The organism is Rhodocytophaga rosea (assembly GCF_010119975.1).
GTDB classification, from domain to species: Bacteria; Bacteroidota; Bacteroidia; order Cytophagales; family 172606-1; genus Rhodocytophaga; species Rhodocytophaga rosea.
This window is the reverse complement of record NZ_CP048222.1, coordinates 5,125,858-5,151,310: the sequence shown is the minus strand read 5'-3', so window position 1 is coordinate 5,151,310 and position 25,453 is coordinate 5,125,858. Positions and strand designations below refer to the sequence as shown.

Genomic DNA, 25,453 nt, shown 5'->3' with positions numbered 1-25,453 from the left:
ACATGGTTACTCCTTACAAGTGGAATGCTTCAAAAGCACTTTTCATATTTTCCTGTTGGATGCTTTTGCAAACTATTCATCCTGCACTCGCTCAGCAGCAAACTGGAGAAATTAGGCTGTCTTTGAATGGAAAATGGGCATTTAAAACAGACCCCAATCAGGTTGGAGAAGAAGAAAAATGGTTTGCAGAAAGCTATACAGCTCCGGGTTGGGAAAGTATGGAAGTTCCCGGAAACTGGGATACACATAACGAATATGCCCATTTTTCAGGCAAAGGCTGGTACCGCAAAACCGTAGAAGTTCCCTCAAACTGGCAAGGCAATACCATACAATTGCATTTTGAAGCAGTATATCACGATTCAAAAGTATGGCTCAACGGAAAATTGTTAGGTGAAAGCCACAGTGGATTTTTTCCTTTTTCTTTTGATGTAACAAACGATGTAAAGCTTGGTGCGAAAAATACGATTGTCGTTTGTGCTGATAATACTTTCCGCAGAGGTGCCATCTGGAACTGGGGTGGCATCCGAAGGCCAGTGCATTTCATAGCAACAAATCCTGTACGCATTGAGCAGGCACATATAGTTTCCAATCCGGATCTGGCAAAAGGAACAGCAGCCCTTACGGTAAAAGTTATGTTACGCAACGATACCGAACAGCCGCAGGAAGTGACATGTAATGTGGCTATATCATCAACTAAAGCCGGGCTCAAGAATTTGCCGCTTACCGCTACTCTTCCATCAAAGAGCAGTAAGGAATATGTGCTTACCACTACCTTATCCAGATCTCAGACGCATCTCTGGCATTTCGATGACCCGTATCTGTATAACCTGGAAGTAAGGCTAAATCAGAAAGGACAAGTTTTACACAAAAAACACGATCGCTTTGGCATCCGGAAAGTAGAAATTGATGGCATAACATTCAAACTGAATGGTGAACCAGTGCGACTAATGGGTTACAACTGGGTTCCCGATGACCGTACCACTGGAAATACTTTACCAGAATGGCGCTACAAAGAAGATATTGACCTGATGAAAAAAGCTGGAGCGAATATGACTCGGCTTTCGCATTTGCCGCTTCCCAACGAAATCCTCGATTATATTGATGAAAAAGGGATTTTACTCTACAGTGAAATTCCGCTCTGGGGACAAGATGCCCTGGTTGATCCGGATAATCCTCTGCCTAAAGAATGGCTGAAAAACCTCGTGAACCTGCAATTCAATCATCCTTCCATTATTGGCTGGTGTGTAGGCAATGAAATCGGGTTTATTCACCAGAATCCGAAAGTGATGGAATATGTACAGTCGGCAGTGAATTATGTAAAAAATGACCTCGACGATTCCCGCATGGCGGTTTATGTAAGCCATTCCGCCGATTCGCAGGTGAAAGACAAAAATGCCCCTCAAGGGGCAGGCGCTTATAAAGATGTTTCTACTGTGAAATCCACTGCTCCCCATCCGCAAGCTCTGGACCCAACCCAGTATTCAGAAATGGTACTGCTGAATAAATATGGTGGCCTTGGCAAAAATGCAGACAAAGCCCATGAACTGCATCCTGGCAAGCCGCTATTCTATTCTGAAATCGGCTATAACCTCACTAACGAAAACCTGAACCTGGGTGTACTGGAGGCGAAAAAAATGATCGACGACATCCGGGGAAGGGATTACCTGATAGGCGCTTCTCTATGGACATTCAACGATTACCGCAGCCTCTGGCAGGCGCATGCTGCCTGGAACACAGCTGCCACCGGAAACCGGGCATGGGGAATTGTAAATGTTTTCCGGCAACCCAAACGGGCGTATGATGCGTTCAAACGGGAATTTGCACCCATTCGCTCCATAAAGGTAAGTCCGGTGAAAGAGGCAAAACCCGGTGAAACAGTTAGGACTACCGTTACTATTCAACCCAGGGGTAAACTGGATTTACCAGCCTATACTTTGAGAAATTATCAGCTCGTATGGGAAGTGAAAGACAGGCAGGGAAAATGCACCGAAAGCGGCATGGCTACTTTGCCCCAAATCAAACCCGGAGACAAAGCGCTTACTCAAACTATACAATGGAAAATGCCGCAAGAAAATCCAGGACAGATAAAGTTTTCACTGCTCTCTCCTACGCATTATAATGTGTATGATACAATAGTTTATTTACAAAAACCTGCTGCGCCGGAAATTAAAGCGGTAATTACTGGAGAAAGTGGTGTCAGGATTGTATTTGAAAAGAACTCAACAGCGGCTTACTATATAGTAAAGTATGGCAAAAATGATTTTGCTGCCACCAGTGATACTACTATCAATCATTATATTGACATTAAGAAACTTGAAAAAGGCGAAAGCTATCATTTTCAGGTAATAGGGCTTAACGACCTGGGTTTAGGCACTCCATCCAAAACTATCACAATTACGCCAGATTCAGATTTATTGCCACCAGTGATCTGGCATGCAGAAGCCGCCGACAGCAGTCTTTTTATTGGCTATGGCTACGAAAACTATGATTACCTGTACGAAATCCGGTATGGAACTACATCTGATACCACTCAGTGGAAATCGCTGAAAGTCATTACAAAAGGTGTTTGCCGCATTCCGAATGTAGAAAATGGCAAGCCCTATTATTTCCAGATGCGACGGACGGTACAGCAATATGTTACCAGCAAATGGTCGGAAATGCATACGGTTATACCTGATGGAAAACTACCGCCTAAATCTCCGGTCATTACAGGCGTTGCCAGAAAAGGAAGTCAGGCAGTGATTGCATTCATGCCAGTTCCTAAAGCAACCGCCTATCTGGTAAGTTATCAGGAAAATGGCAAAGAACAATCCTGGCAAATCTCCGGCTCCAATCTGGAATACCTTCGGATAGATGGATTACAGCCTTCTCATTCCTATACCTTCCGGCTTTCGGCCATCAATGTTTATGGATCGTCGGCTGCTTCTGAAGCAATCACCAGTACTGCTGTGGCACAAAAATAATTTCAACCAGTTTAATTCCTTGAATCGATACAATTATGATAAAAGAAGATTTTTCAGCAAGCAGAACCTTAAAAACTGATCCTTTACAAGCTGACCTGGTGATCGTGGGCGGTGGATTGGCAGGAACCTGTGGAGCCATTACAGCCGCCCGGGCTGGTATCCGGGTAATTCTGGTACAGGACAGGCCGGTTTTAGGCGGTAATTCTTCCAGCGAAGTGCGGCTGTGGGTACTAGGAGCTACATCTCATATGGGCAATAACAACCGCTGGGCACGTGAAGGCGGTGTAATCGACGAGATTCTGGTGGAAAATATGTACCGCAATCCGGAGGGAAATGCCATTATTTACGATACCATCCTGCTCGAAAAAGTATTGGAAGAAAGAAATATTCAGCTGCTGCTCAATACAGCCGTATTTGAAGTGCAAAAATCTTCGCCAGATACTATTGGTGGAGTAAAAGCCTTTTGCAGCCAGAACAGTACTTTGTATGAATTAACCGCTCCTTTGTTTTGTGATGCGTCTGGAGATGGCATTGTAGCATTTGGAGCTGGAGCCGCTTTCCGCATGGGAGCTGAGGCAAAAGAAGAATTTGGGGAAAAATTTGCACCGGATGCCGAATATGGGGAATTGCTGGGGCATTCCCTCTATTTTTATTCCAAAGATACTGGCAAACCAGTGCGGTTTATCGCACCGAGTTACGCTTTACAAGACATTACCAAAATCCCCAGGTATCGCCGTTTTAATGCCAAAGAATATGGTTGCCAGCTCTGGTGGATCGAATATGGTGGCCGCTTAGATACGGTGCATGATACTGAAAAAATCAAATGGGAACTATGGAAAGTAGTGTATGGCGTATGGAATTATATTAAAAATTCCGGCAATTTCCCTGAAGCCGACACTATGACCTTGGAATGGGTAGGTTATATTCCCGGCAAACGGGAAAGCCGCCGTTTTGAAGGCGATTATATACTCAAACAGCAGGATATTGTAGAGCAGCTCCAGCATACAGATGCAGTCGCATTTGGAGGCTGGTCGATAGATTTGCATCCGGCAGACGGTATATTCAGCGAAAAACCAGGGTGCAACCAGTGGCACAGTAAAGGTATCTACCAGATTCCCTATCGATCATTGTATAGCCGCAATATTAAAAACCTGTTTCTGGCTGGCAGAATTATCAGTGTGTCGCATGTGGCATTTGGTTCTTCCAGGGTCATGGGAACCAGTGCGTATGTAGGCCAGGCGGCTGCTATGGCTGCAGTTTTATGTACGCGAAAAAACCTACTGCCCAGGCAATTAGGTGAAAACAGCATTAATCTTTTGCAGAAGGAATTATTAAAATCTGGTCAGTATATACCTGGATTGGCTTTGAAGGATGAGGAAGATCTGGTACAACAGGCTACATTGTCATCTACCAGCGAATTTGTGTTACAAGAACTTCCCCCGGATGGACCGCTATTGCCTCTAAAAGATTCTGCTGCCCAGATGCTTCCTATAGCTGTTGGTAAAATGCCGGATATTAGTTTGTGGCTATGGGCAGAAAAGGAAACTACACTTACAGTTGAGTTTCGTTGCAGCAGCAAGCCAGCTAACCATACGCCAGATGTTACTTTAGAAACACAAGAAATTCACTTACATGCCGGAAGACAGCAAGTAAAGCTTTCTTTTCAAAGCATCTTTTCCCAGCCTTGTTATTCATTTGTGTGTTTGCTAAAAAATGAACTGGTGAAAGTCCAGTATAGTAATGTAAGAGTAACAGGCGTTTTATCCGTTTTCAACCAGACCAACCCGGCCGTATCTAATTATGGCAAACAAGAACCTACGGAAGACATTGGCATGGATACTTACGAGTTCTGGTGCCCGCAACGCCGCCCAGCCGGGCATAATTTTGCTATGCAAATCCATCCTGGGATCAAAGTATTTTCGGTAGAAAACCTCCGCAATGGTATTGCCCGTCCCACCAGTCAGCCTAATGCCTGGGTAACCAGTTTGCAGGATACCAATCCCTCTGTTACGATTTCCTGGCCAGAAAAAAAACAGATCCGCCGCATTGAACTAAGTTTTGACACCGATTTCGACCATCCGATGGAAACGGTGCTGATGGCACATCCGGAAACTACTATGCCTTTCTGTGTGAAGGAATATATTCTCTGCAACGACCGTAATGAACGCATATACCACCAGCCTGACAATCACCAAACCCGGAACACCATCCATTTCGAGCAACCCATAACTACATCCCGACTGGTGATTCATCTGAAAACGATGCAAGGGAAGGTACCGGCTTCTTTATTTGAAGTGAGGTGTTATGAGTAGAGTATAACAGCTAAGGGTATTACATTTATAAATAAATTGTTTCAGTTATTATAGACAGGATTGTAAATTTATTCTGGATGTACTTTGACAAATTTATTGCCATTGTAATAGTCAATCAGACTTTTTAATCCTGAAATGCTAATTATAACATCCTCTTCTCTATCATAGTCATCCCTGTTAAAATCAGGAAACAAAACTCGTAAAACTAAATCAGAAAAATTGATCCTATTATTTAAGGTAATTAAATCAATAGAAAGAATAGGCTCTTCTATAACATTTTTGGATTGAACAATCTCAAAAGTATTGTTATATTTTTGCTGAGCATATAAAAGAAAAAGAATTGTTAAAGGAATCTCCACCTGAACTAATTCAAGCTCATTCATAATTATGAGCTTGATATTCAATTGATAAAACTCCTCATTTGTAAATTGCCAGCTTTTGTAATCGATGCCTAGTTTTGTATTTATTTCATCAAGAAAATAGCTAAAATTGTTCTGTAAATCCTTTAATCTTTCTGCATATTCAATATAATTGAGACGTAGATATCGAATCCCTCCCCAAAATTTAGCCATTATTTTCGCTAAGTCGATGTTTTCATTCAATAGTTTTTCTTTCAAAGATGGATAAGTAAACAATTTACCCTTATCTTCAATGGTATCGAACTCTACCATTTTATTATCTTTATTGTTGTATAAAGGAGAACGTTTAGGAGGCATGTAGTAATATTTTCTTTTCTCAGAAGAAATATCTTCCAATTCGATATATGCCAATCCATAATAATCACAGTATTCTTTGAATTTTTGTAGTGATTCAAAATCGTTTGACATAAACCTGTAGAAAAATTGCTTTATGAATGTTGAAAATCAACTATTGATAATGTAATCTTCATTTCTACGCCGTATTTCCTCCGCAACTGGAACCGGCTCCTGCAGTGCAGCCATAACAATGCTGATTGAGTACAATGTCTCGGTTATTGAGTTCATTGAGGTTGAACTGGCGGATGTGGGTAGAAGTGGGAGCAGAAACCTGCAGTTCGAGCATCTGGTTAAAATCGCAGTCGTAGAGTGAGCCATCCCAGCCTACAGAAAGTGTATTGCGGCACATTACACCGGCAGCTGCCTGCGGATTGAAGGAATTTACCAGCTTCTCCATATACCCTTCATAATTGCCGGATTGCAGCAGAAAATCAAGAAAGCGGCTCACTGGCATATTAGTAATGGCGTAAAGCTGGTTAAAACGGATACCGAATTCATCGAGCAAGGCTTTTTTAAATTGCTTTTCCAGCGAAGCTTGCGTTGCCGGCAGAAAAGCACCAGCTGGATTATAGACCAGATTTAAAATCAGTCCGCTTCCCTCCTGCCCATACCCTACTTGATTGAGCATTTTTAAAGCCTGTACAGAACTTTCAAACACGCCTTTGCCCCGTTGCCGGTCGGTGCGGTCAGCATTGTAAAAAGGCAGGGAACTTACTACTTCTACCTGATGCTGGCGGTAAAATTCCGGCAGATCGTGATATTTGGGATTGGCTACTATAATCGTCAGGTTGCAGCGGACTATTATTTTCTTGCCCAGCTTATTGCACTCTTCTACAAACCATCTGAAATTCGGATTCATTTCAGGTGCTCCCCCGGTAATATCCACTATTGGAATATCATGGGTGGACAGCACATCCAGGCATTGCTGCATGGTTTCCCTGGTCATAATTTCTTTACGGTCCGGACCGGCATCTACATGGCAATGCTTACAGGTCTGGTTACACATTTTACCCACATTTACCTGGAATATTTCAATCCCGGTAGGTTTTAGTGGAAACAATCCGGCCTGCGTTAATTTAGCAGCAAAATCTGGAAACATTTTTTTTGCTAAAGACTGGTTATTTAACACTTCTAACTGGTAATCTGCTCTGGATAAAACAGATTGTGAAGCTTTTAAACTTTTAATCAGGTTGGTCATTGGTTTTTACAAGAAGTCATTGATCAGTTTTAGGGTTCAGGTGTAAAATTTGATTACACAAACCTTTGTTCGCCGTTAATACAGATATATTTTCTAACAAAATAGTATGGCAACTCACCACTGACAAATGACAATGTTTACATAGATAGTTCTTTTACTTTATTCATCATTTGTACGCCATGTACCAGCGTAGCCCCTCCCCGGATAGCAGCCGCCACATGCACAGCTTCCATCATTTGTGCTTCGGTATATCCTTTTTCCATCGCATCTACCGAATAGGCATCAATGCAATATGGGCATTGTACCGCATGTGATACAGCCAGAGCAATCAGAGATTTTTCCCTGGCTGATAATTCTCCTTCAGCGAATACTTCTCCATAATAAGTAAAGAACTTATCAGCTAATTTTTTTTGAAACTCGCCAATAGAACCAAATTTTTTCAGGTCTTCGGGATTATAATAGGTTGGTTGCATAAAATAAATAAAGGTTTATAAATGAAATTGAAAAGCAAGTTGAGAGGATAACTAAACAGGATGTGCGCAAGATATATACGGAAGCATTTTACAAAAAGATTTTCGTATTACTGTAGGCTTGCTCTGGAAAAAGTACCTTTTTCATATATAGAAATCCTTTTATCATCAGCTCTGTGATTATAAATTTTCTTAACTTTCTACTCTAATCCATATTACTTCTACACTTTTTACATGAAAATCAAACCTATATCCGGGCAGGCGATGCGTCATGCCCGTACGCCTCTGCTACGCTCTTTGCAACAGGCTTTTAAAATGGCTTTTGCCGCTACCTCTTCACAAACAGCTCCGGTAGATGAACTCATTGAGATGACATCCGAAAGCCGGTATAACCGTCGAAAATTCCTGGGCCATTTAGGTCAGGCTGGGCTAGTATTAGGGGCTGGTGGCTTACTTTCTGCCTGTGCCAAAGAAGAAATTATCCCACAAATAGAAAAAGCTACTCCTGGCGCAAACGCACGCCGGGGTGGTCCGGTGATTGCCATTGTGGGTGCTGGCATCGCAGGATTAAACTGTGCATACAAACTAAAAAAAGCTGGTTATACAGCTACTATTTATGAAGCCAGCAAACGGGTAGGCGGCCGTATGTTTACCCAGAAAAATTTAATGGGTACCGGCTTAACAACAGAACTAGGTGGAGAGTTTATTGACAGCGGCCACAAAGAAATGCTCAAACTGACCAAAGAATTTGGGTTTTCACTAATTGATACATTCGCTCCCAGTGAACAAGCCTTAATCAAAGATGCCTATTTCTTCAATGGACAACACTATACTTTAAAGCAGGTAATTGATGCTTTTGCTCCCTATGCAGCTAAAATCGCTTCTGACATTGATGCGCTTCCCAGTGTAATTACCTACAATAATCCGGAAAAAGCTGTATTCTATGATCAGATGTCTATTTCAGATTATTTTAATTATATCGGAATGAGCGGCTGGATACGAAGTTTACTGGAAGTAGCTTATCTCACTGAATATGGCCTGGAAGTGCATGAACAAAGCTGTATTAACTTTTTATGGCTGTTTTCACCCGATACTTCAAAAGGCAGCTTTGATATATTCGGCGACAGTGATGAACGCTATAAAATTATAGGTGGCAATCAACAGGTAACAGACGCCTTGTACAAACAGGTACAGAACCAGGTAGTACTAGAAAACAAACTCGTAGCCATTCATCCAAATGGTAAAGGTTATAAGCTTGCTTTTGAGAAAACTAATGGTTCCATTACAGAAGTACTATGCGACATAGCGGTACTTACATTACCCTTTACATTACTTAGGAATGTAGCCATCACGGTTCCGCTGCCTTCCTGGAAAACCAATGCGATTCAGAACCTAGGCTATGGCACCAACGCTAAATTGCTGCTGGGCTTTAATACCAAACCATGGCGTACCAATGGCTATACCGGTTATTTATTCTCCAAAGGCCCAGTACAAAGCGGGTGGGATAATACTCAACTACAAGCAGGCAACAAAGGTGGATATACTGTATATTTAGGCGGTATTGCTGGTGTAAAAGTTGGACAGGGAACAGCACAGTCGCAGGTATCTAATTTTCTCCCGGCTTTGCAAGCAATATGGCCAGGTATGTCATCCAGTTTTAATGGCATTGCCGAACGTATGCACTGGCCTACTCATCCATTTACTAAAGCGAGTTATGCCTGTTACAAACCGGGGCAGTATACAACTATTGCCGGAGCTGAAAGAAAGTCTGTAGGAAATTTGTTTTTTGCCGGCGAACATTGCAGCATTAACTACCAGGGATACATGAATGGAGCCGCTGAAACTGGCAAACAAGCAGCAGAAGAAATTCTTTCTTCCTTGACTGGTAAAAAACTTGTTGTAGCAACAGATGAGGTTTTGTATGCCGAACAAGTATAGAGAATAAATGAGTTTGCTAATTTGTTTATGAAAATAAACATTCAATTTCTAAAAAGCCTGCACCCAATTGAGCGCAGGCTTTTTTTGTAGGAATATATGGGTGTCGCAATAATAAAGTTAGAAGGAAGAAACTATACTTATTTCTTTAATATATTGTAATTTTATAACTCCTATATCACCTAATTTAATTTTTTGTACACTTATGTCCACCATATATATCTTTCTTCTCCACCTACTGCTTTGGGTACAAGTTCCGCAAACTAAACCTATATCTCTATTCGATGCCAAAACATTCAAAGGCTGGGAAGGAGATACACTAAAAACCTGGCGCATTGAAGACGGAAGTTTGATTGGCGGTTCTTTAACAACTGATGTACCTCACAATGAATTTATTGCTACCCGAAAAAGTTATAAAAACTTTGATCTCCGGCTTACCTTCAAACTACAAGGTACTTCTGGTTTTGTGAATGCAGGTGTACAATTTCACAGCAGACGATTGCAAAATCCACCCTATGAAATGGAAGGCTACCAGGCAGACCTGGGTGATGGCTGGTGGGCAGGTTTGTATGATGAATCCCGGAGAAACAAAACCTTGATTAAACCTGATTCTATGGCCATAGAAAAAGTAATCAAACGCAATGAATGGAATAATTACCGGGTAAGGGCAGAAAATGGTAGAATCCGTATCTGGCTCAACGATTCACCTATGATAGATTATACAGAAAAAGATAAGTCTATTCCTCAATCGGGCTTAATTGCTTTTCAAATTCACGGAGGTGGCAAAGCACAGGTGGCTTATAAAAATATTATGGTTGAGGAGTTGCGTTAATCGCTTCCGTTTGCATTATATCCAATAAAGCAGTAGGCGCTACCAGGCTCTCATGCCGTATCTTTTCCTGTAACTTCAAAATACCTCCTATTAAGGCTTCCGGACGGGGCGGGCAGCCAGGAACGTACACATCTACCGGGATAATGCGGTCTACACCTTTTACTACATGATAGCCATGTTCCCAGTAAGGACCGCCACAATTTGAGCAGCTTCCCATTGAAATTACATAGCGGGGTTCAGCCATTTGTTCGTATAGCCGCCTAATGCGGTCGGCCATTTTGAAAGTAACTGTTCCTGCTACAATCATCACATCCGACTGCCGGGGTGAAGGCCGCGGAAACACACCAAACCGGTCAAGGTCATAACCTGAGGCATAGGTAGACATCATTTCTATGGCACAACAGGCCAGTCCAAAACCCATGGGCCATAAAGAAGAAAGCCTTGCCCAGTTGAGCAGGTTGTCAGTAGCCGTAATTACTACACCGCCGGAGTTAAATTTCTGGTCTAATAATCCCATAGCATTTATTATTATTTACCACTAATCAAAGTTTCTTCAGAAACCGGCGCTTGCTTTCCCTTATACATCTCATTCAATTTCTGGTATAACTGTGCCGGTACTTTAGATTCAAAGGCAGGTACTTTTATTTCTGGTCTGATCCAGTCTAAATATCCTTTTGCCCAGGCATAGGCAAGCCCTGTTGCTAGAATAATTATAAATATAGCCATCTCGGCTAATGCAAACCATCCCCAAAGTCCATTGGTCGCAGCAATTAACTCTTTTTGTCCGAATACTACTGCCCATGGAAACAGAAATACCAATTCTATATCAAATAGAATAAAAATAAGGGCGATAATATAAAAACGCACATTAAATGGTCCCCAGGCACTTCCTACCGCTTCTTCTCCACATTCATAAGAAGTAAGCTTCTCTTCATTTGGCCGGTTTGGACGCAACAGGCGCGCGGCTGTCATGGCTATCAGAACAAACAATATTCCCCCAATAATAAACAGCAGGATACCTCCAAATTCCGAAACTTGTCCTTCTAACATAAACCTGATAATTATACCTGTAAAAATCTGATTAAATCTATTGGAATCAAAATAGTTTAGGATAGTAGAAATAGAACTGAGTTAAACGTTGAAATATGTATTGATCAAAAAGATCATGCTTATACCTCATCCAACTGAATAATGATATTTCTGAAAGGCTTTATAATTTATGAGTTAATTACTGACTTCTAAATGCCTCCCGATATAGCAATTTAACATTAGAATTTTTGAATTTGGTTATCTAGCCATCACTCATATTTATAAGTATTACGGAAGCAAATTTTATTTTCAGATGAAAAAAACAGCCTCACACAAAGAAATTTATCTAAATTTCTTTGTGAAGAATAACAAATTTTGATTCAATGAAGACTTTTTTAACACCTGTCAGACTCATCACCAATACTTGAAATAATTTCAAGAAATTTATGTAAGGAAATGAGCCATTTTAAAAAAGAAATATTTTAATGTCAGTAATTGTTTTTTTTCATTCAGCCTTAAAGGTGTTATATTTTGAGGATAAAAAATAAAAAAACCCTCATATAAACGATAAGAGGGCTTTTTATTACTAAATAAGTGTTAAACAGGTGTATGAATAACTTGAATTATTCTTATCTTAATACCATGTAAGTAATGAAAGGTAACCGCATATTTAAAAAATTTCTAAAAATTTTCAGTTACCCTCAAAGCGTAGACCGAATTTATCTGCTATTTCCTGTAAACTGTTCACTACCTGACTCAGAAGAGGAATACCAGTCTGCCGGCGTTCGGCTTCCAGCTCTCTTTCAATATCACCTGGAATCAATACTTGTGGCTGACCCGGTACAGGTGTAGCTTGCCGGAAAGTAGTAATCCAGTTATCCATGTGTTGTTTAAATTCTTCCGCAGGCCGGAATGCATCCACCCGCATAGCACCCAAGAAATGACCAGTTCCGGCACCTACTAGTTGAGCTGCTGAGGTCATAAAACCGGCTGTGGCAAAAGGCGGCACCCAGGGGCCGTAATTGGCTCCGGAAAGTACACCGGAAAATATATCTACCGTAGCTCCCAGACAATAGCCCTTATGGCTTCCATGTTCCCGGTCTCCGCCTAATGGAAGCAAAGCCCCTCCATTTTTTACTGCATGTGCATCGAAACTTGGATCTCCAGCCGCATCTTGTACCCATCCTGAAGGTGTAGGCAAACCCTTTCGCTGCAAAATTTCTAGTTTACCATAGGCAGCAGTGGTAGTAGCAAAATCTGCTACAAAAGGCGGTTGTTTACCAGCTGGTACCGCTACAGCAATCGGATTAGTGCCCAGCAATTTATCTTTAGAAAATGTGGGTGCCACTAAAGGTCCTGCATGTGTCATGGCCATGCCAATCATATCATGAGCCAGGGCCATCATAGCATAATATCCGGCCATGCCAAAATGATTTGAATTTCGTATCGCAACCCAGCCAGTTCCTGCCTGCCTGGCTTTTTCAATGGCAACCTGCATAGCTTTGGGTGCTACTACTAAACCCAGGCCAGCATCCCCATCAATTACAGCAGTGCTGGGTGTTTCGTGTACAATACGAACCTGTGGTGTTGGATTTACTCTGTTTAATGAGGCCAGTCGTACATATCCTGGCAAGCGAGCTACTCCATGAGAATCTATTCCTCTCAGGTCGGCCGCAACCAGTATTGTAGCTGCCAGGTCAGCCTCTTCTATCGGACAGCCCATTTTGATAAATACCTGTTTAACAAAATCCTGTAAATAGGTGTATGAATGCATAAGCAGTTTTTGATTCAAAAAATTATAACATAACAATTCAGGGAATAACTTCTATAATAAAAAAGCATATTTCCGATGAACAGAAATATGCCTGATTAAGATTTATACGTTTTTAACTTAATTCTCTGGATTATAATCTACGACAAAGGCATCTTCCAGAACACCGAGTTTGCCAAGTAACTGGCCAAATTTTTTATGTTCCGGATGGGGCAAATAGGTATCACGGGCTTTCTCATCTTCAAACGTGACGAAATACACATGAGTAAATCCCATATTCTTTCCTTCCGGACTATGATTTATGCCATGTTCGAAAGACACAATGCCAGGAATTTTTCCTTTTAACCCACGGAAGGCATCCGTTACTTCTTTAATTTGTTCTTTGGTAGCGGCAGGTTTGTATTTAAATACAACCACATGCCTCACGGTTTGTTTTTTGTCCATAGTTGAACTGCTGAAAAAAAAGGTGGCGGCTACAGCCAGCATAATACATAATGGCATTAACACACGTTTCATAGATAGCATATTTTATAGATAACGTTGAGCAAAGGTCAAATATATCATTTTATTTTTTTGACCGGATCAATTTGCAGAATTTTATCAGCGTTTATTTCAACCCAATCTTTCATATCCGGATCAAAGGTATCTTGTTGATGGCTTGCCAGAAGGTAATATTCATCAGCAACAAGTAGAATCCGGCAAACGAGAAAACCAGTGCATTCTGGATGTTATACGATTTTTTTTGTATCCACTTAGAAAGTAAATAAGCAAAAAATGGTAATATTTGTAAACCATGTATACCCATAAAATGGGCAACTCTTAAGTCACCGGTTCTGGTACTCCAGTTTAAAACAGGTAATCCTGGACCACCATCAGCACTACCAATAGTGTGAGCCATATATTTTACCATCACAAATCCCTCTATGCTAGCCAAAATTAACGAAAACAATCCCAGCTGGATCGCCCACACCATGTAATTTGGTAAAGTGGATTTTATTCTAAAAAACTCTATCAAAACCACTATAGTTAGAAGCAGGTTCAGTGTAATGGCAATTCCCATGATATTAAACAATAGTATATCAAATGCAGATCGAATATTAAAGTGAGAAATAGTACCTCTGTGTGCCTGAAAAGCAATAATAAGCATTTCTATCCCCATAAATAGGGTAAAAAGTATGCTGTATATTCTGGTTCGGGCAGGAGTTTTCAACTCATACATAAACCATCCCATAGACCAGGCAAAAATGGCAATACTAATGGCAAATTTTGCAGGCTTAATCCAGGGATTAATGTTCATCACCAGCCTATTATCGAAGGGCATGAATGCAATACAAAGAAGTAATATTCCTATATGTATCCAGCCAGCAATAGCGAGAAGGGGATTGCGTGGGTATAATTCACGGAAAAAATTAACTATTTTCATAGGAAGTAACTTTTGGAGTATATACAAATTTTATGAGCTGATAGAGAAGAAAACCTGTTGGTCCCAGCATAAATGTTAAGCATAAACAAAGGATTAACAGCTAGTGTGAAATACTAGCTTGCTGCCCATCTTTGGCTATCCAGCTACCTAAAATCAAGTCGAATACTAAATAATGCACCCATCCGGCCAGCAAAAAGTAGTCGTTACTAAAAAGAATCCTTACTTTTTCCAGACTATCAAATCCTCCATTTTGAATCTCTGAGAAATGCGTAACGAACAGAAACACATATACCAACGCCAGCAAAAGTGGTATTATATAAGAGTTAGCCAGCTTCTTTGTCCATTTCCATCTGGGCGCCACTATAAGTAATAGCCACTGAGGCAATACCAGCGAATTACAAATTGAGAATAAGGTTTCTGGTGTCATGTGGTGCATATTTTCTCAAAAATATGCACGCAAACTGTCGGAGTAAACAATAAAACTGTTAGACGTTTTATGAAGACGGTGAACCGTAAAAGATCACCGGTGAATCAGATCAATAAAGCAGGACACAGAACGCTTTTCTGGCTTATGCAACAGGAATCTGCTATTTTTTTTCAATAAGGGCTTGTTCTATCTGGGTAATAATAAATTGCATATCATCCGGGTGGTCTACAAAATTGAGGTTATTTACATTAATAATCAGCAATTTTCCCAAGTTATACCCCTTAATCCAATCCTCATAATGCTTATTTAAATTATCTAAATACTCCTGGCTAATATTCTTTTCATACTCCCTGCCTCTCTTTCCGATCTGACTCATTAGCTTTGGCAAATCTGCACGTAGATAAACCAGCAAGTCCGGAGGGTGGACCAAACTAATCATAGATTGAAATAATTGCAGGTAATTTTGATATTCACGGGCACTCATTAAACCCGATGTGTACAAATTATTAGCAAAAATATAGGCATCCTCATAGATAGACCTATCCTGAATAATATGGTAGCGGTTCTGGTGAATATGTAAAACCTGCTTAAACCGGCTGCTGAGAAAAAAAATTTGCAGGTGAAAAGCCCATCTGGGCATATCTTCATAAAAATCTTTCAAATATGGATTATGTTCTACAGGTTCTGTAAAGGCAGTCCATTCAAAATGATGTGCCAGTTTTTGGGTAAGTGTAGTTTTGCCAGCCCCAATATTTCCTGCAATAGCTATATGCATAATAATATATTATAGTGCTTTGATTTACAAGTATTTAATGTTTATGTTTTTATTGCCGGTGACAAATAGGTGACAATTAAATAAAACTAACACAAGCATATATAATTATACATATGTTTCCTAGAAATGTTTTGCAGGATAATATTTAATATCTATTCAGGAAAATAAAAATCATAGGGATTGCCTCTGGATAGGATGCCGGGCATTTGTGGAGGAGGAGCCGGGGAGGGTGAATTAACTTTATGAGAGGTTTTTCTAAATGGAACTTAAGTTATACCATTTATCGACTAAATTCTCCCAATCCACTATTTGTCCCCCACATAACTTTCCTTGTTTTCCAGTCTCACTATATGCAATCCCATAGCAATCATCTGTTAATCCGTCAATGAAAAAGGATATTACCCTATCTTGTTTATTGACATCTATAATGCCAAGGGGAATGCCGTTGCGATATAAAAAGTTTTGAGCGGCTGCAATAGTACATCTATCGTTTAATAAATAATCTACGACTAATTCCAATTCTGACTGATGCGCTTTGATTAATTCAATTTTTGAGTTTTTAGAACTAAGATCATGACATCCCCTAGTGGAAAGAGGAAAAGAAAGCCTATCCAGGTTGTTTTTAATACCCTCAACATATCCATTACATTTCTTTGCCCTTAACGTATCAATAATCCGTCCAAACCAACCAGGTGCGATCAAGCCTTGCAGGCGGTGTTACAGGATTTAACTTAGTTATAAGTTAGTGGCTTTTCACTCAGCAGGAATTAAAATAGGATTAAATAATGATGAGATTGGATTAAAAAAAATTAAATTTTATTAAGCCCTATGTATAGGATTTATGGAGGAGTTTGGTTTCCTTTTTCAGGGTTGGGATATATAAGTCAAAGGAAATTAAAAGTATATGCATAAAATAGGGTAAAGAGCCTTCCAGATTGGAGGGCTTTTTATTTGTGGAGGAGCAGAGTTAACTACTTAGGATTGGACTGGTAGGTTTTTAGCAGTGGGCAATTAACCAGTACCTTCACGCCGGGATACTTCTGCAAAAACTCAATATAGAATTCTGCTTTGGCTGTAGCTGCTTCTTTACCTAATCGTTCAATGAGTTGCTCGTAGGTGTGGAGGTAAAATTCTTTTTCAACGGTTGCGCTTGCCATGGGTTAAGATAAGATTGGTCCACTCCCAATATATAACAACAAAAATCCAAAGCAAGCAAAAAAGTAAAAATTCCCAGTTGGAAAACTCTTTCCTCTTCCGGAAGAATAATCGCATGATATCGACTAGAATTTGTCTCATAGTTCTAAGGCTTGGACCAGCGATGAGCCTCGTGCTCAGATTCACTTGCCCTCTATTAATCCGGAATACTCACACACGTATGATTTACATTTCGATGAACAATTCTAATCTTTAGATTAAACCTACCTTGCTAATGGATCCAGGCGCAAGTCCTGTGGTCCAAGTCATAAAATTTGATAAAGGTTTAGGTGGTTATAGTAAAGAGCCCTTCTTATGGATGGGCTTTTTATTTTATATAGAAAGACTTTGTGGAGGAGGCGGAGAGGTTGAATTGATAATAAAAGCTACGGACTTATACTTGTGATAAGGATGCCTTATTTTTTCAATTACTGTACCGTGAGCCTAGAGATATATTCCTATCCCTAATTTCACAACATCATAGTCCCTGAAGTCATTACCTGTAGGTTTCATTAGATCATAATCTATATCAAAATGCACCCATTGATTACGACCAATCTTTCGTTCCAATCCAAGACCAATTTTAAACCCTTTATCACTGTTGTCTTCCATCTGATGTAACTGGTCGGTAAGAATACAGTATATAAAACCAGTACGTGCCCTGAGCATAAAGTCCTTTCCTTCGAGTAATTTAAGTGAAAGGCTGGGAATAAGCTGATTCAATATCAGTAAACTATCAATTGATCGGTTATTTATCTCTCTGGAAATGCGGTAAGAGGAGGCATTATAATCTACGCCAAAAAACACCAAATCATTACCAGGTTGACCTATGCGAATGCCTGCTCCCCAGAAATGTAAGGCTTTTGTTCCATAGCCTGTTCGCAATTGCTCACTCTGCAAAATATTAATGCCAGTTGAAAGATGGAAGGTTAATGCCCGGCCCGGTTTTGTCTTAATGGAATCACTTTGAGCATATAGATGTAGGGATACAAAAAAGAAAACACAAATAATATAAAAGGGCTTCATAACATCTATTGCAGCTGAAAAGTAGTTGAATAATGAATAATTATTTACGCAACTATATACTTTAACTCTTATTAAGGTAATGTGCTAAAGAGTTTAGCTGTTAGAAGGCTATGCTTTCCCTTAAAATGGTCTAAATGTGTTAAAGAATGCACGAATAGTGTTAATGGAAATTGCAGGTGTTTTGTAGGTTTGATAAAATGCTAGTTAAATATGGATTCTTTAAACTACTTAAGACCTATAGCTGATCCCGGACCTGGCAAGGGGATGTGTATAACTTTCTTTGATGATCAGATAATTTATGATACAGAAACTAAATTTAGAATACCATTCAGGTTCACCTTTATGGAAAACTCTGGCGGTGATTTATCTACAGGAATGGTCATGGGAAGGGTAGACAAAACAAAATTAACTTCCGAAGTTAGAGAAAGGCAGGCAACTTTTATAAGTGTTAAACATATGTGCATTAGGGTAGCAGAAACATTAAATGATATTCTAAGACAAGTATTACTAGAATATTATGATGTTTTTCAAAGGCCAAATGTAGACCAACTCTACACAATGGATTTCATGAAGTTAAGAGATACCTTAAGTGATATTATTCAGAAAGATCATATTTTTCATAACATCGAGATTTTGAAAGAAAAACACAGTCGAAAAGAATTTACTCGAACATTCGCAGCATTTATTGAAGATAGAAACATTTATACGCATGGACATTTACACATAAGAGTAAATGATGATGCAGTTATCATAACATCTATAGACAAACAAAACAGCAAGCAGATATATTGGCAAGTAAATCAAGAAATAATCCAATCGTTTTTTGATACTTATATTGTTTTGAAAAATGTAATATTTCAAATCTCGCAAATTATTTTAAAGCATAGAAAAAGGGTAGGATAATTCATCCTTGTAAAAAACCTTATCCAAACAGCCCTCTAAACTTCTTCTTCCCATCATAATACTATTCACAAGCTGGCAGACCCATACCCATGCAAGCCTTTAAAAGGTTTCTTGCCACTATAGTGATTAACTGCAGCCGTGAGACAGTCCACCTGATCATCATGTGAAGCCGTAGGAAAACCTGCACATTCACCAAGAAAAGAGTCATTCCATTGTCCATCTATCAGTGTACACCTACCTGCCTCAAGGAATGGGGTGATGTTATTTACCCTGACTAGCTTACTATCAGTTGGCGGAGGCAGCTCTACTACATTGAAATCAGTATTTTTAAAGGATTGTACCGTACTTTTTCCAGAGGCTTTGGGTTCAATAAGTATCCTGGAAGAATAGCTATACCCATTTTTTGCTGCAAACTCCTTAATGTATTTTAATAGGTCAGGAAGCTCTTTCCATACCCTTTCTGAATCCAAGATGTATAAATGATTATTCACATAACAGCAGGCAAGCAGGGCCGTTGGGTCATTGGTCTGCTTTTCTGTGTAAGCGGTATCAATGAAGAAATCAATCTTTGCTGAACCTGCCAGGCTTCTAAAGGCTTCCCTCCGGATAGATTTAAACCATGCTTTTTTAATGACTCCTCCCTCATCTGGTGCAGGACGCTGGGAGAACTGCCCGGCATAGCCGTAAGAGCCTAAGGCAATCTTATATTCAGCAAGTGTAGAGGAGGAGAACCGCTGAGGAAAGAATAGTTTATTTCTATAGTACTGCGTGAGTTCCAGTGGCTTTACCTCTGTGGATAATTCAGCAGGAATACAGATATGTTCATAGCGATCCGGATTCTTTTTTAATAGATGGCCGGTCAGATCCTCTTCATGCAAACGCTGCATAATCACAATGATAATATCAATATCTGGATTATTAAGCCTTGTGGTTAGCGACTGGTCAAAATACAGATTGGCTGTTTTCCGCTCCTTCTCAGAAGTGGCAAGCATGGGGTTTAGCGGGTCATCCACTATAACTATATTGGCACCTGCTCCCATAATACCTGCACCAGTGGAGGTAGCTCTACGCATGCCGTGTTGGGTAGTTTCAAACTTTTCCTTTTGATTCTGATCACCGGTGAGTTGTACCTTATCTTTCCAGTATTGCTGGTACCAGTCTGATTCAATGATCCTGCGGCTCATTTTATTGTGTTCTACAGATAAATCATTGCTATAAGAGGAACCAATAAACTTTAGCCTTGCATCTTTGATGAATGCCCAGGCAGGAAGGCATATGCTGGTAATAAAGCTTTTTAAGCTTCTGGGAGGCACGTTGATAATCAAATGCTTACTTCTCTTCTCTCCTCTTACAATGCGTTCTACCTCCACCTGAAGCAGTTCACAGATGTATTTGATATGCCAGTTATCCAGGATCTGCTGACCGGGGTGAAGCACTTCAAAAGCATCCTTTACAAACTCATAAAAACTTTCTTCAAGCTGGGCTTTCCTCATCTGCTGAATCCGGTCGAGCAGCTGCGACTTTTCTAATGAGATCATTGATTTTCTTATCTACTTCTTTTTCTGTTAGCTGATTGATAGGCTCGTTACCTGTAGTAATATCAAGTTTATCCTTCCAGGAAAAACGGTTTTTCATATGCAGGTACCAGGCCTGGTGATTAAAGCGGGGATTAGTCAGGTTCTCTCTTCCTATCTTATGATAAAAGGCCTCTGCAATCATTCTGCCTGAGGAAATGGTTTCCCAAAACTCCCTTTCTTCTTTTATCCAACGGTCCCACAGATCATTCGAAAATGAGCCACGAACCCCATAAATCCAGGCTTTAATTTCTACATCGGATGCACCCAGGGAATAGGCGTACAAGATGTTTTCTTTCCATAGTGGAGGCAGTGATTCCAATCCCTCTTTTGGCCTGCCTCCTTGCGTAATTTCTTCCATACTTTAATTTACTCACAATCGAAACAAAGCTGTAATCAATCTGATGTTATACATTACCTAACAGATTCAGACATGTACATCTTTGATTGTTATTTTTAAGTCCCTGTTATGGTGAAAAGGATATCTGAGCACTTCAGCTTTCAATTCTCCTGTTTCAGGGTTTGAGTCTAACTTAAATAACATTTGATGGTTTTTATTAATCTCATCATAATTAACAATCAGCATTTTATAATCTTTTAAACTCACCAAGTTTGCTATACTGGGAATAATTTCCGGGTTTGTAAGCGGTGTGGCCGAAAACTTGAAGTCTTGATGAGACCATACAATTAAATAAAGCACTCCTTTAGGAAATGTTTTTACCCTTTGACTGTATAGCATTTTTCCTTTCAATACATCATTTCTACTTTCAATTTCCTCCCAGGGTAAGCTTGAAAACTCATTCTTTAATTCTGTCATATTATCTAAATTTTAGGTTATACAGATAATATAAAAAAGAATGAATAAGAGTTAATAAAAAGTTTTTCATGAAATAACCTCCCGGATATTTCTCGAATACGGCCGCTGTATCTTATAGCTGATAGAGGCTATTTTTGTATGCACATTATAGCTGCAATGCATTACCACGGCTTCAGCTCCCTCCTCTTCGATATAGATCACATTGTTGTTTTTAACCTTGAGCAAATCCTCACAGCACATAGGAACCTCGACACCTTCGTATATTTCCCACTGGTTGCCAGCGTGCTTATCTGATGGTACCGGAGAATCTATGAAGTGAAACTCGGACCATAAGGTTTTAGCAGATAACAATTGCTCATTCTTATTGCTTAACAGTCCTTCCCTATTAGAAATGATTAACAGCTTATCTACAGAGAAAAAGTCAGCATTGAGCATCATGAAATCCAAACGGTTTCCGATTCTTGGCACATTACCCCGGCCTCTGATGAGGCCAACAAGCTTATTGAGCGCATCAAACACACCGGCAAATAGTCGTTCTATCCTGCTTTGTGAAGTTTTGCGTACGGCATAGGCAAAAGGAAAGGTTCTTTCGTCCAAGCCTTTCAATGTCAAATTGCCTTTAAAACCTACGGTGATTGGGGCAATGGTGACCTGGTGTATGGCACCACGCCTGGCAAGGGTATTAGGGTCTTCTGAATCTGATAGGAACTTGAGTAGGTAATTACTTGCTACTTCTGAAGCATTCGTCTTTTTGGGAGTTTGGGTAATGGATTTTAAGGTAAAGCCGCTGTTCTGCCTGAAATAGTCTTTGCGTTCAAAGATTAACCGGCTATTGATGATTTTGATTTTGGCATTAAATAATAGGGCCATATCGTCAATAAATTGCCCGAATGATTTTTCAGGAAAACCTTTATCATCACTAGCATTTACCACATTCTTACCTGCCTCAAATTTAGCCGGGAGCCATACCAGGTCTTTATATTCTCCTTCAAATAGGGTGGACTGAAATGTTAGCCCCAGGTACTCACATCCCCTTTCAAACAGGGTTTTTATTCTCATGCCATGGTAATACTTAGGTATGGGGAACAGTGCCTCCACAAGCTGCTTGAGCAGGGTAATAATAGCTATCATGATAGCAGCAAAATAAATCAGGTTAATGATTATAGCCAGGGCACCTCTAAGGGCGCTGCCTGGTGCATCGAAAACGCCAATAAAATCCTTGATCGCAGAAGACAGATCCTTTACGGCTTGTACGACTTCTTTAGCGATGATAAATAAAGCAATCGATACCAGGCCGGCTTGTTCTAAATCAGGAACCCTGTTAATCACATAGTACGTTTTTACAAAATCCTGTTTTGTAATTACTCCTATTGATTGCAGGTAGGCAAAGGAAAATGAATCTGCTGTCTGGCGCAGCCATTCTAAGCTATGAGACTCTACAAAAGGAATTCGGTAAGAATCGCAGTCATACTCAGCTGTGGAGGAAGAAAGGTCCAGGTAGCCGTTGAACAGTGGTACTTCGCCTTCTTCCGGGCATTCCAGAGAGATGGCAAGGGGCATGCCCTCCCAGATCCCGGGTGCAGAGCCATTCTGGCCGCCTTCAATCCAGGCTTTTATTTTATCCAGGTTAGCCTGCACGAATTCGAAAGTATTTTCTGACAGGGTGGCAGATGGCGAATCCTGCGAAGATTCGGACACATAAGCAAGTTCGATTTCGGTTTGCTTCCAGTTTTTGGGTGGAAGGATGTTTTCGTTATTCAGATAAAAGTTGAGCTGGCTCATAAATGATAAAGTTGATTAGCTGGTTAAAGTAAGGAAACAGTGCCAGGGAAGATCCCTGGCCGTGAGAAACTGCTAGTATAAATCAATGTTCCAACCCTATTTCAAATAGCCTTTAAGTTTCAGATATTGCCTGGTAGGGCTTCTCAGGTCAGCAAGAGAATCGGTTTTCTCATTGATCTCATGCCAGTAGCCAATGCTATGCATGTAGGCTTCAAATACGTCAAAAGCCTGTGAGAATTCCTTTACACGTCCATATAGTTCTTTTTCAGCCTCAGTAGTCGCATAGACGGAAGAGGATTCCACAAACTGCTCCCAGCGCTCCTCATTCAAATAAGGCTTGCCTTCCTCATCAAGGCCCAGGTAGTAAGTAATGGCCCTGTAGAGGTATTGGTTACTGTCCACCCGTGCTTTAAGCTGACTGACTAATTCATTAAATACGGTACGGTCCGGTAAGGTTACAAGCCTTAATATGGCCTCATCAGTCATGGGCAGGTTGCCAATCATCGGAGCGCCATTTTCTTTGATGTGACGCAGCATAGCAAGTTCAAAAAAGTTGTGTTCTCTTACTATGGTCACTACATCATCTTCACTTAAATGTCCGATGTTAAATTCATCGAAGGCTGCACTTACTCTGGATAGCAGCTGCAGGCCTTCTTTGTTAGCTGCGCTCTGAAAAGCAATTTCTTGTGGTTTTTGAATTAAAATTCGTTCTTCGGTTAATGTTTCCATAGCTTTTAAGGTTAACAGTCTTTGCATTTTGATGTTGGTTCTCCGGATTGCAGGCTCGGAGAGGAGGCCATTGAAGCTTTACGCCTGGTGGGATCCCAGATAATTTGCCCCTTGAAATTTGGGACATGACGGATGGTGGAGAAATACTGATCCGGATAAAATTGTTTGATAACCGGTGGGTCCAGCGTTTCTTCATACATTGAGGAAACCAGCACATGCACCATGTGCTTTTCATTTTCATTGGGTTGATAATTTTCCATAGATAGATAGTAATTGTTTAAGTAGTGGGGTCATATAATATCACCATAGTTGAATTAGGGGTATCTTTAACAACAGATAGCCAGATATTGGGTCTGAAAACCTGCATAAAGGGCATCTGTGAGGTTGAGCCGTAAAACTTTTCAACCCTGACATGAAAAGCAGTTAGGTCCTTGGTTGGGGTATAACCTTCAAATGAACTGGGCATAATTGATTGAATTAAAATGGACAATTATTTAGTGTTAAATAGTTCTGGCCTAGCTGCCTTGAAATCTTCATAGAGCTTTTCTCCACCCTGGCCAAGGAATAGATTATTCTCGTTTGCATGCCTGATAAACTCATCCTTAGAGGAATACCTGGAGAAATCCACTCCTTCCCGGGTTAGCTTGGTAGACAGGTAATTGTTTTGTTTGAAAGCCCGTAATTGCTCATTTTCAGCTTTCAGGTCATCGAATTGTTTTTGTTCTTCTGGGGTCATAACTGGTTTAATTGTTAAGTGAATAATTATTGATTAAATACATATGCACTTACAGGCATATGTTAGATTAATTGCCTACCTCTGGGGCGATTCTTTCTGGGTTGTGGAGCTCTGTCTCTATTCTTTGGAGTTACAAAGGATTTTTCCTTGCAATACAGGCTTTCCCACAGTTTGCTCTTTAGCTCACGCACCCGTTCTAATTCTTCATAAGCGGTGATATTTTCCATAAGCTTGTTAAGGCCTTGAATGGCTAATTGCATTTCACTTGTTGTAATTCTCATAGGCTATGTGGTTTTGTTAGTTTGCTAAATCCGGCTAAATTCCTTTGTCGTATGTTTGAAAAGAGGCAAGGCAGGTTATGAGTGAAAAGAACCATCTACATTTAGTCAAAGAATTTTTGGAGCAGGAGAAAGATTTAAGGTTGCAACAATCCCTGAGTATTGGAATAAGAAACTTTGCCCTTATTCTAAAATCTAAATCCAAAGACTCCATGCAAGGCATAAGGATATACCTGCTTGAAATGATGCAGCAGAATCCAGGTAACAAAGATATTGTTGCCATGTGCAAGCAAATGATTGCTATGGTAGATGAGAAAATCCGTAAGCTTGAGTAATACATATTCGCTGCTTTTTTCATAGTATTGGTTTATATCCCTGTGTAAATATCTTTTCCGCACTCCTTGCACTTCTCATGTACATATCTATCCTGGTAGCAGATAAAGACTTCTGTTTTGTCTCTATGCTTACAAAGCCACTGTTTTAGTTTTTTTACAATAGAGTTTCCAAGTGTGTTTCCAGTGTTT

The 25,453-nt window shown here is 40.2% G+C and carries 29 protein-coding genes; 7 read left to right on the top strand and 22 right to left on the bottom strand.

Features of this window, described 5'->3' with window-relative positions:
• Positions 1–2: 2 nt before the first annotated feature.
• Both GXP67_RS21305 and GXP67_RS21300 read left to right on the top strand, forming a co-directional pair.
• Positions 3–2,963, top strand: coding sequence for a glycoside hydrolase family 2 TIM barrel-domain containing protein (locus tag GXP67_RS21305; RefSeq protein ID WP_162444996.1), 2,961 nt, complete (start codon positions 3–5; stop codon positions 2,961–2,963).
• A 35-nt stretch (positions 2,964–2,998) separates the two neighbouring features.
• Positions 2,999–5,275, top strand: a complete 2,277-nt coding sequence (locus GXP67_RS21300) for an FAD-dependent oxidoreductase (protein ID WP_162444995.1) — start codon at positions 2,999–3,001, stop codon at positions 5,273–5,275.
• Between the two features lie 68 nt (positions 5,276–5,343).
• Here GXP67_RS21300 and GXP67_RS21295 read toward each other — a convergent pair whose 3' ends face one another.
• From GXP67_RS21295 to GXP67_RS21285, 3 genes are all read right to left on the bottom strand, one after another.
• On the bottom strand, positions 5,344–6,102 hold the full coding sequence (locus GXP67_RS21295; RefSeq protein WP_162444994.1) for a hypothetical protein: 759 nt from the start codon (positions 6,100–6,102) through the stop codon (positions 5,344–5,346).
• Between the two features lie 64 nt (positions 6,103–6,166).
• Positions 6,167–7,216 (bottom strand): arsenosugar biosynthesis radical SAM (seleno)protein ArsS, encoded by a 1,050-nt coding sequence (gene arsS / locus GXP67_RS21290; RefSeq protein WP_162448006.1) that lies wholly within the window; start codon positions 7,214–7,216, stop codon positions 6,167–6,169.
• Between the two features lie 149 nt (positions 7,217–7,365).
• A complete protein-coding gene (locus GXP67_RS21285) occupies positions 7,366–7,701 on the bottom strand; it encodes an arsenosugar biosynthesis-associated peroxidase-like protein (RefSeq protein WP_162444993.1) in 336 nt (111 codons plus the stop codon).
• 231 nt (positions 7,702–7,932) lie between these two features.
• Here GXP67_RS21285 and GXP67_RS21280 point away from each other — a divergent pair, with 231 nt between their 5' ends.
• Positions 7,933–9,636 carry a flavin monoamine oxidase family protein gene (locus GXP67_RS21280; RefSeq protein ID WP_232064523.1) on the top strand — a complete coding sequence of 568 codons (1,704 nt, stop codon included), beginning with the start codon at positions 7,933–7,935 and terminating at the stop codon, positions 9,634–9,636.
• 202 nt (positions 9,637–9,838) lie between these two features.
• A complete protein-coding gene (locus GXP67_RS21275; RefSeq protein WP_162444992.1) occupies positions 9,839–10,465 on the top strand; it encodes a 3-keto-disaccharide hydrolase in 627 nt (208 codons plus the stop codon).
• Here the strand turns inward: GXP67_RS21275 and nuoB are convergent.
• The 9 genes from nuoB to GXP67_RS21230 all read right to left on the bottom strand — a co-directional run bounded on the left by nuoB (position 10,443) and on the right by GXP67_RS21230 (position 17,047).
• Positions 10,443–10,982, bottom strand: a complete 540-nt coding sequence (gene nuoB, locus GXP67_RS21270) for an NADH-quinone oxidoreductase subunit NuoB (RefSeq protein ID WP_162444991.1) — start codon at positions 10,980–10,982, stop codon at positions 10,443–10,445. The two genes, GXP67_RS21275 and nuoB, sit on opposite strands and share 23 nt — an antisense overlap.
• An 11-nt stretch (positions 10,983–10,993) precedes the next feature.
• A complete protein-coding gene (locus GXP67_RS21265) occupies positions 10,994–11,515 on the bottom strand; it encodes an NADH-quinone oxidoreductase subunit A (protein ID WP_162444990.1) in 522 nt (173 codons plus the stop codon).
• Positions 11,516–12,185: 670 nt separating this feature from the next.
• Positions 12,186–13,268 (bottom strand): Ldh family oxidoreductase, encoded by a 1,083-nt coding sequence (locus GXP67_RS21260; RefSeq protein ID WP_162444989.1) that lies wholly within the window; start codon positions 13,266–13,268, stop codon positions 12,186–12,188.
• 117 nt (positions 13,269–13,385) lie between these two features.
• On the bottom strand, positions 13,386–13,781 hold the full coding sequence (locus GXP67_RS21255) for a Dabb family protein (RefSeq protein WP_162444988.1): 396 nt from the start codon (positions 13,779–13,781) through the stop codon (positions 13,386–13,388).
• Positions 13,782–13,890: 109 nt separating this feature from the next.
• Complete coding sequence (locus tag GXP67_RS21250) at positions 13,891–14,688, bottom strand: hypothetical protein (RefSeq protein WP_162444987.1); 798 nt, start codon at positions 14,686–14,688, stop codon at positions 13,891–13,893.
• Between the two features lie 100 nt (positions 14,689–14,788).
• On the bottom strand, positions 14,789–15,115 hold the full coding sequence (locus GXP67_RS21245; RefSeq protein ID WP_232064522.1) for an ABA4-like family protein: 327 nt from the start codon (positions 15,113–15,115) through the stop codon (positions 14,789–14,791).
• A gap of 160 nt (positions 15,116–15,275) precedes the next feature.
• On the bottom strand, positions 15,276–15,890 hold the full coding sequence (locus tag GXP67_RS21240; protein WP_162444986.1) for a deoxynucleoside kinase: 615 nt from the start codon (positions 15,888–15,890) through the stop codon (positions 15,276–15,278).
• A 255-nt stretch (positions 15,891–16,145) separates the two neighbouring features.
• Positions 16,146–16,592, bottom strand: coding sequence for a hypothetical protein (locus GXP67_RS21235; protein ID WP_162444985.1), 447 nt, complete (start codon positions 16,590–16,592; stop codon positions 16,146–16,148).
• A 269-nt stretch (positions 16,593–16,861) separates the two neighbouring features.
• Positions 16,862–17,047 carry a hypothetical protein gene (locus tag GXP67_RS21230; protein ID WP_162444984.1) on the bottom strand — a complete coding sequence of 62 codons (186 nt, stop codon included), beginning with the start codon at positions 17,045–17,047 and terminating at the stop codon, positions 16,862–16,864.
• A 272-nt stretch (positions 17,048–17,319) separates the two neighbouring features.
• On the opposite strand from GXP67_RS21230, the gene GXP67_RS21225 reads away from it, so the two are divergent.
• Positions 17,320–17,490: a hypothetical protein gene (locus GXP67_RS21225; RefSeq protein ID WP_162444983.1), complete on the top strand. Its 171-nt coding sequence runs from the start codon at positions 17,320–17,322 to the stop codon at positions 17,488–17,490.
• Between the two features lie 38 nt (positions 17,491–17,528).
• Here the strand turns inward: GXP67_RS21225 and GXP67_RS21220 are convergent, their stop codons facing one another.
• The gene (locus GXP67_RS21220; RefSeq protein ID WP_162444982.1) at positions 17,529–18,110 is read right to left on the bottom strand and encodes a hypothetical protein; all 582 of its coding nucleotides are present in this window, start codon (positions 18,108–18,110) and stop codon (positions 17,529–17,531) included.
• A 342-nt stretch (positions 18,111–18,452) separates the two neighbouring features.
• Here GXP67_RS21220 and GXP67_RS21215 point away from each other — a divergent pair, with 342 nt between their 5' ends.
• On the top strand, positions 18,453–19,013 hold the full coding sequence (locus GXP67_RS21215) for a hypothetical protein (protein ID WP_162444981.1): 561 nt from the start codon (positions 18,453–18,455) through the stop codon (positions 19,011–19,013).
• Positions 19,014–19,078: 65 nt separating this feature from the next.
• Here GXP67_RS21215 and terL read toward each other — a convergent pair whose 3' ends face one another.
• The 9 genes from terL to GXP67_RS21170 all read right to left on the bottom strand — a co-directional run bounded on the left by terL (position 19,079) and on the right by GXP67_RS21170 (position 24,932).
• Positions 19,079–20,551, bottom strand: a complete 1,473-nt coding sequence (gene terL, locus GXP67_RS21210; RefSeq protein WP_162444980.1) for a phage terminase large subunit — start codon at positions 20,549–20,551, stop codon at positions 19,079–19,081.
• Positions 20,487–20,948 (bottom strand): hypothetical protein, encoded by a 462-nt coding sequence (locus GXP67_RS21205; protein ID WP_162444979.1) that lies wholly within the window; start codon positions 20,946–20,948, stop codon positions 20,487–20,489. Before GXP67_RS21205 ends, terL begins: the two co-directional genes overlap by 65 nt.
• Positions 20,949–21,014: 66 nt before the next feature.
• Positions 21,015–21,404: a hypothetical protein gene (locus tag GXP67_RS21200; protein ID WP_162444978.1), complete on the bottom strand. Its 390-nt coding sequence runs from the start codon at positions 21,402–21,404 to the stop codon at positions 21,015–21,017.
• A gap of 66 nt (positions 21,405–21,470) precedes the next feature.
• A complete protein-coding gene (locus GXP67_RS21195) occupies positions 21,471–23,186 on the bottom strand; it encodes a hypothetical protein (protein ID WP_162444977.1) in 1,716 nt (571 codons plus the stop codon).
• 96 nt (positions 23,187–23,282) lie between these two features.
• Positions 23,283–23,915 carry a hypothetical protein gene (locus tag GXP67_RS21190; RefSeq protein ID WP_162444976.1) on the bottom strand — a complete coding sequence of 211 codons (633 nt, stop codon included), beginning with the start codon at positions 23,913–23,915 and terminating at the stop codon, positions 23,283–23,285.
• A gap of 11 nt (positions 23,916–23,926) precedes the next feature.
• The gene (locus GXP67_RS21185; protein WP_162444975.1) at positions 23,927–24,175 is read right to left on the bottom strand and encodes a hypothetical protein; all 249 of its coding nucleotides are present in this window, start codon (positions 24,173–24,175) and stop codon (positions 23,927–23,929) included.
• Positions 24,176–24,192: 17 nt separating this feature from the next.
• Entirely contained in the window at positions 24,193–24,381 is a 189-nt protein-coding gene (locus GXP67_RS21180) for a hypothetical protein (RefSeq protein WP_162444974.1), read from the bottom strand.
• Positions 24,382–24,405: 24 nt separating this feature from the next.
• On the bottom strand, positions 24,406–24,651 hold the full coding sequence (locus GXP67_RS21175; RefSeq protein ID WP_162444973.1) for a hypothetical protein: 246 nt from the start codon (positions 24,649–24,651) through the stop codon (positions 24,406–24,408).
• Between the two features lie 62 nt (positions 24,652–24,713).
• Positions 24,714–24,932 carry a hypothetical protein gene (locus GXP67_RS21170; RefSeq protein WP_162444972.1) on the bottom strand — a complete coding sequence of 73 codons (219 nt, stop codon included), beginning with the start codon at positions 24,930–24,932 and terminating at the stop codon, positions 24,714–24,716.
• A gap of 77 nt (positions 24,933–25,009) precedes the next feature.
• Between GXP67_RS21170 and GXP67_RS21165 the strand changes: the two genes are divergently transcribed.
• A complete protein-coding gene (locus GXP67_RS21165; protein ID WP_162444971.1) occupies positions 25,010–25,264 on the top strand; it encodes a hypothetical protein in 255 nt (84 codons plus the stop codon).
• The last annotated feature ends 189 nt before the right edge of the window (positions 25,265–25,453 follow it).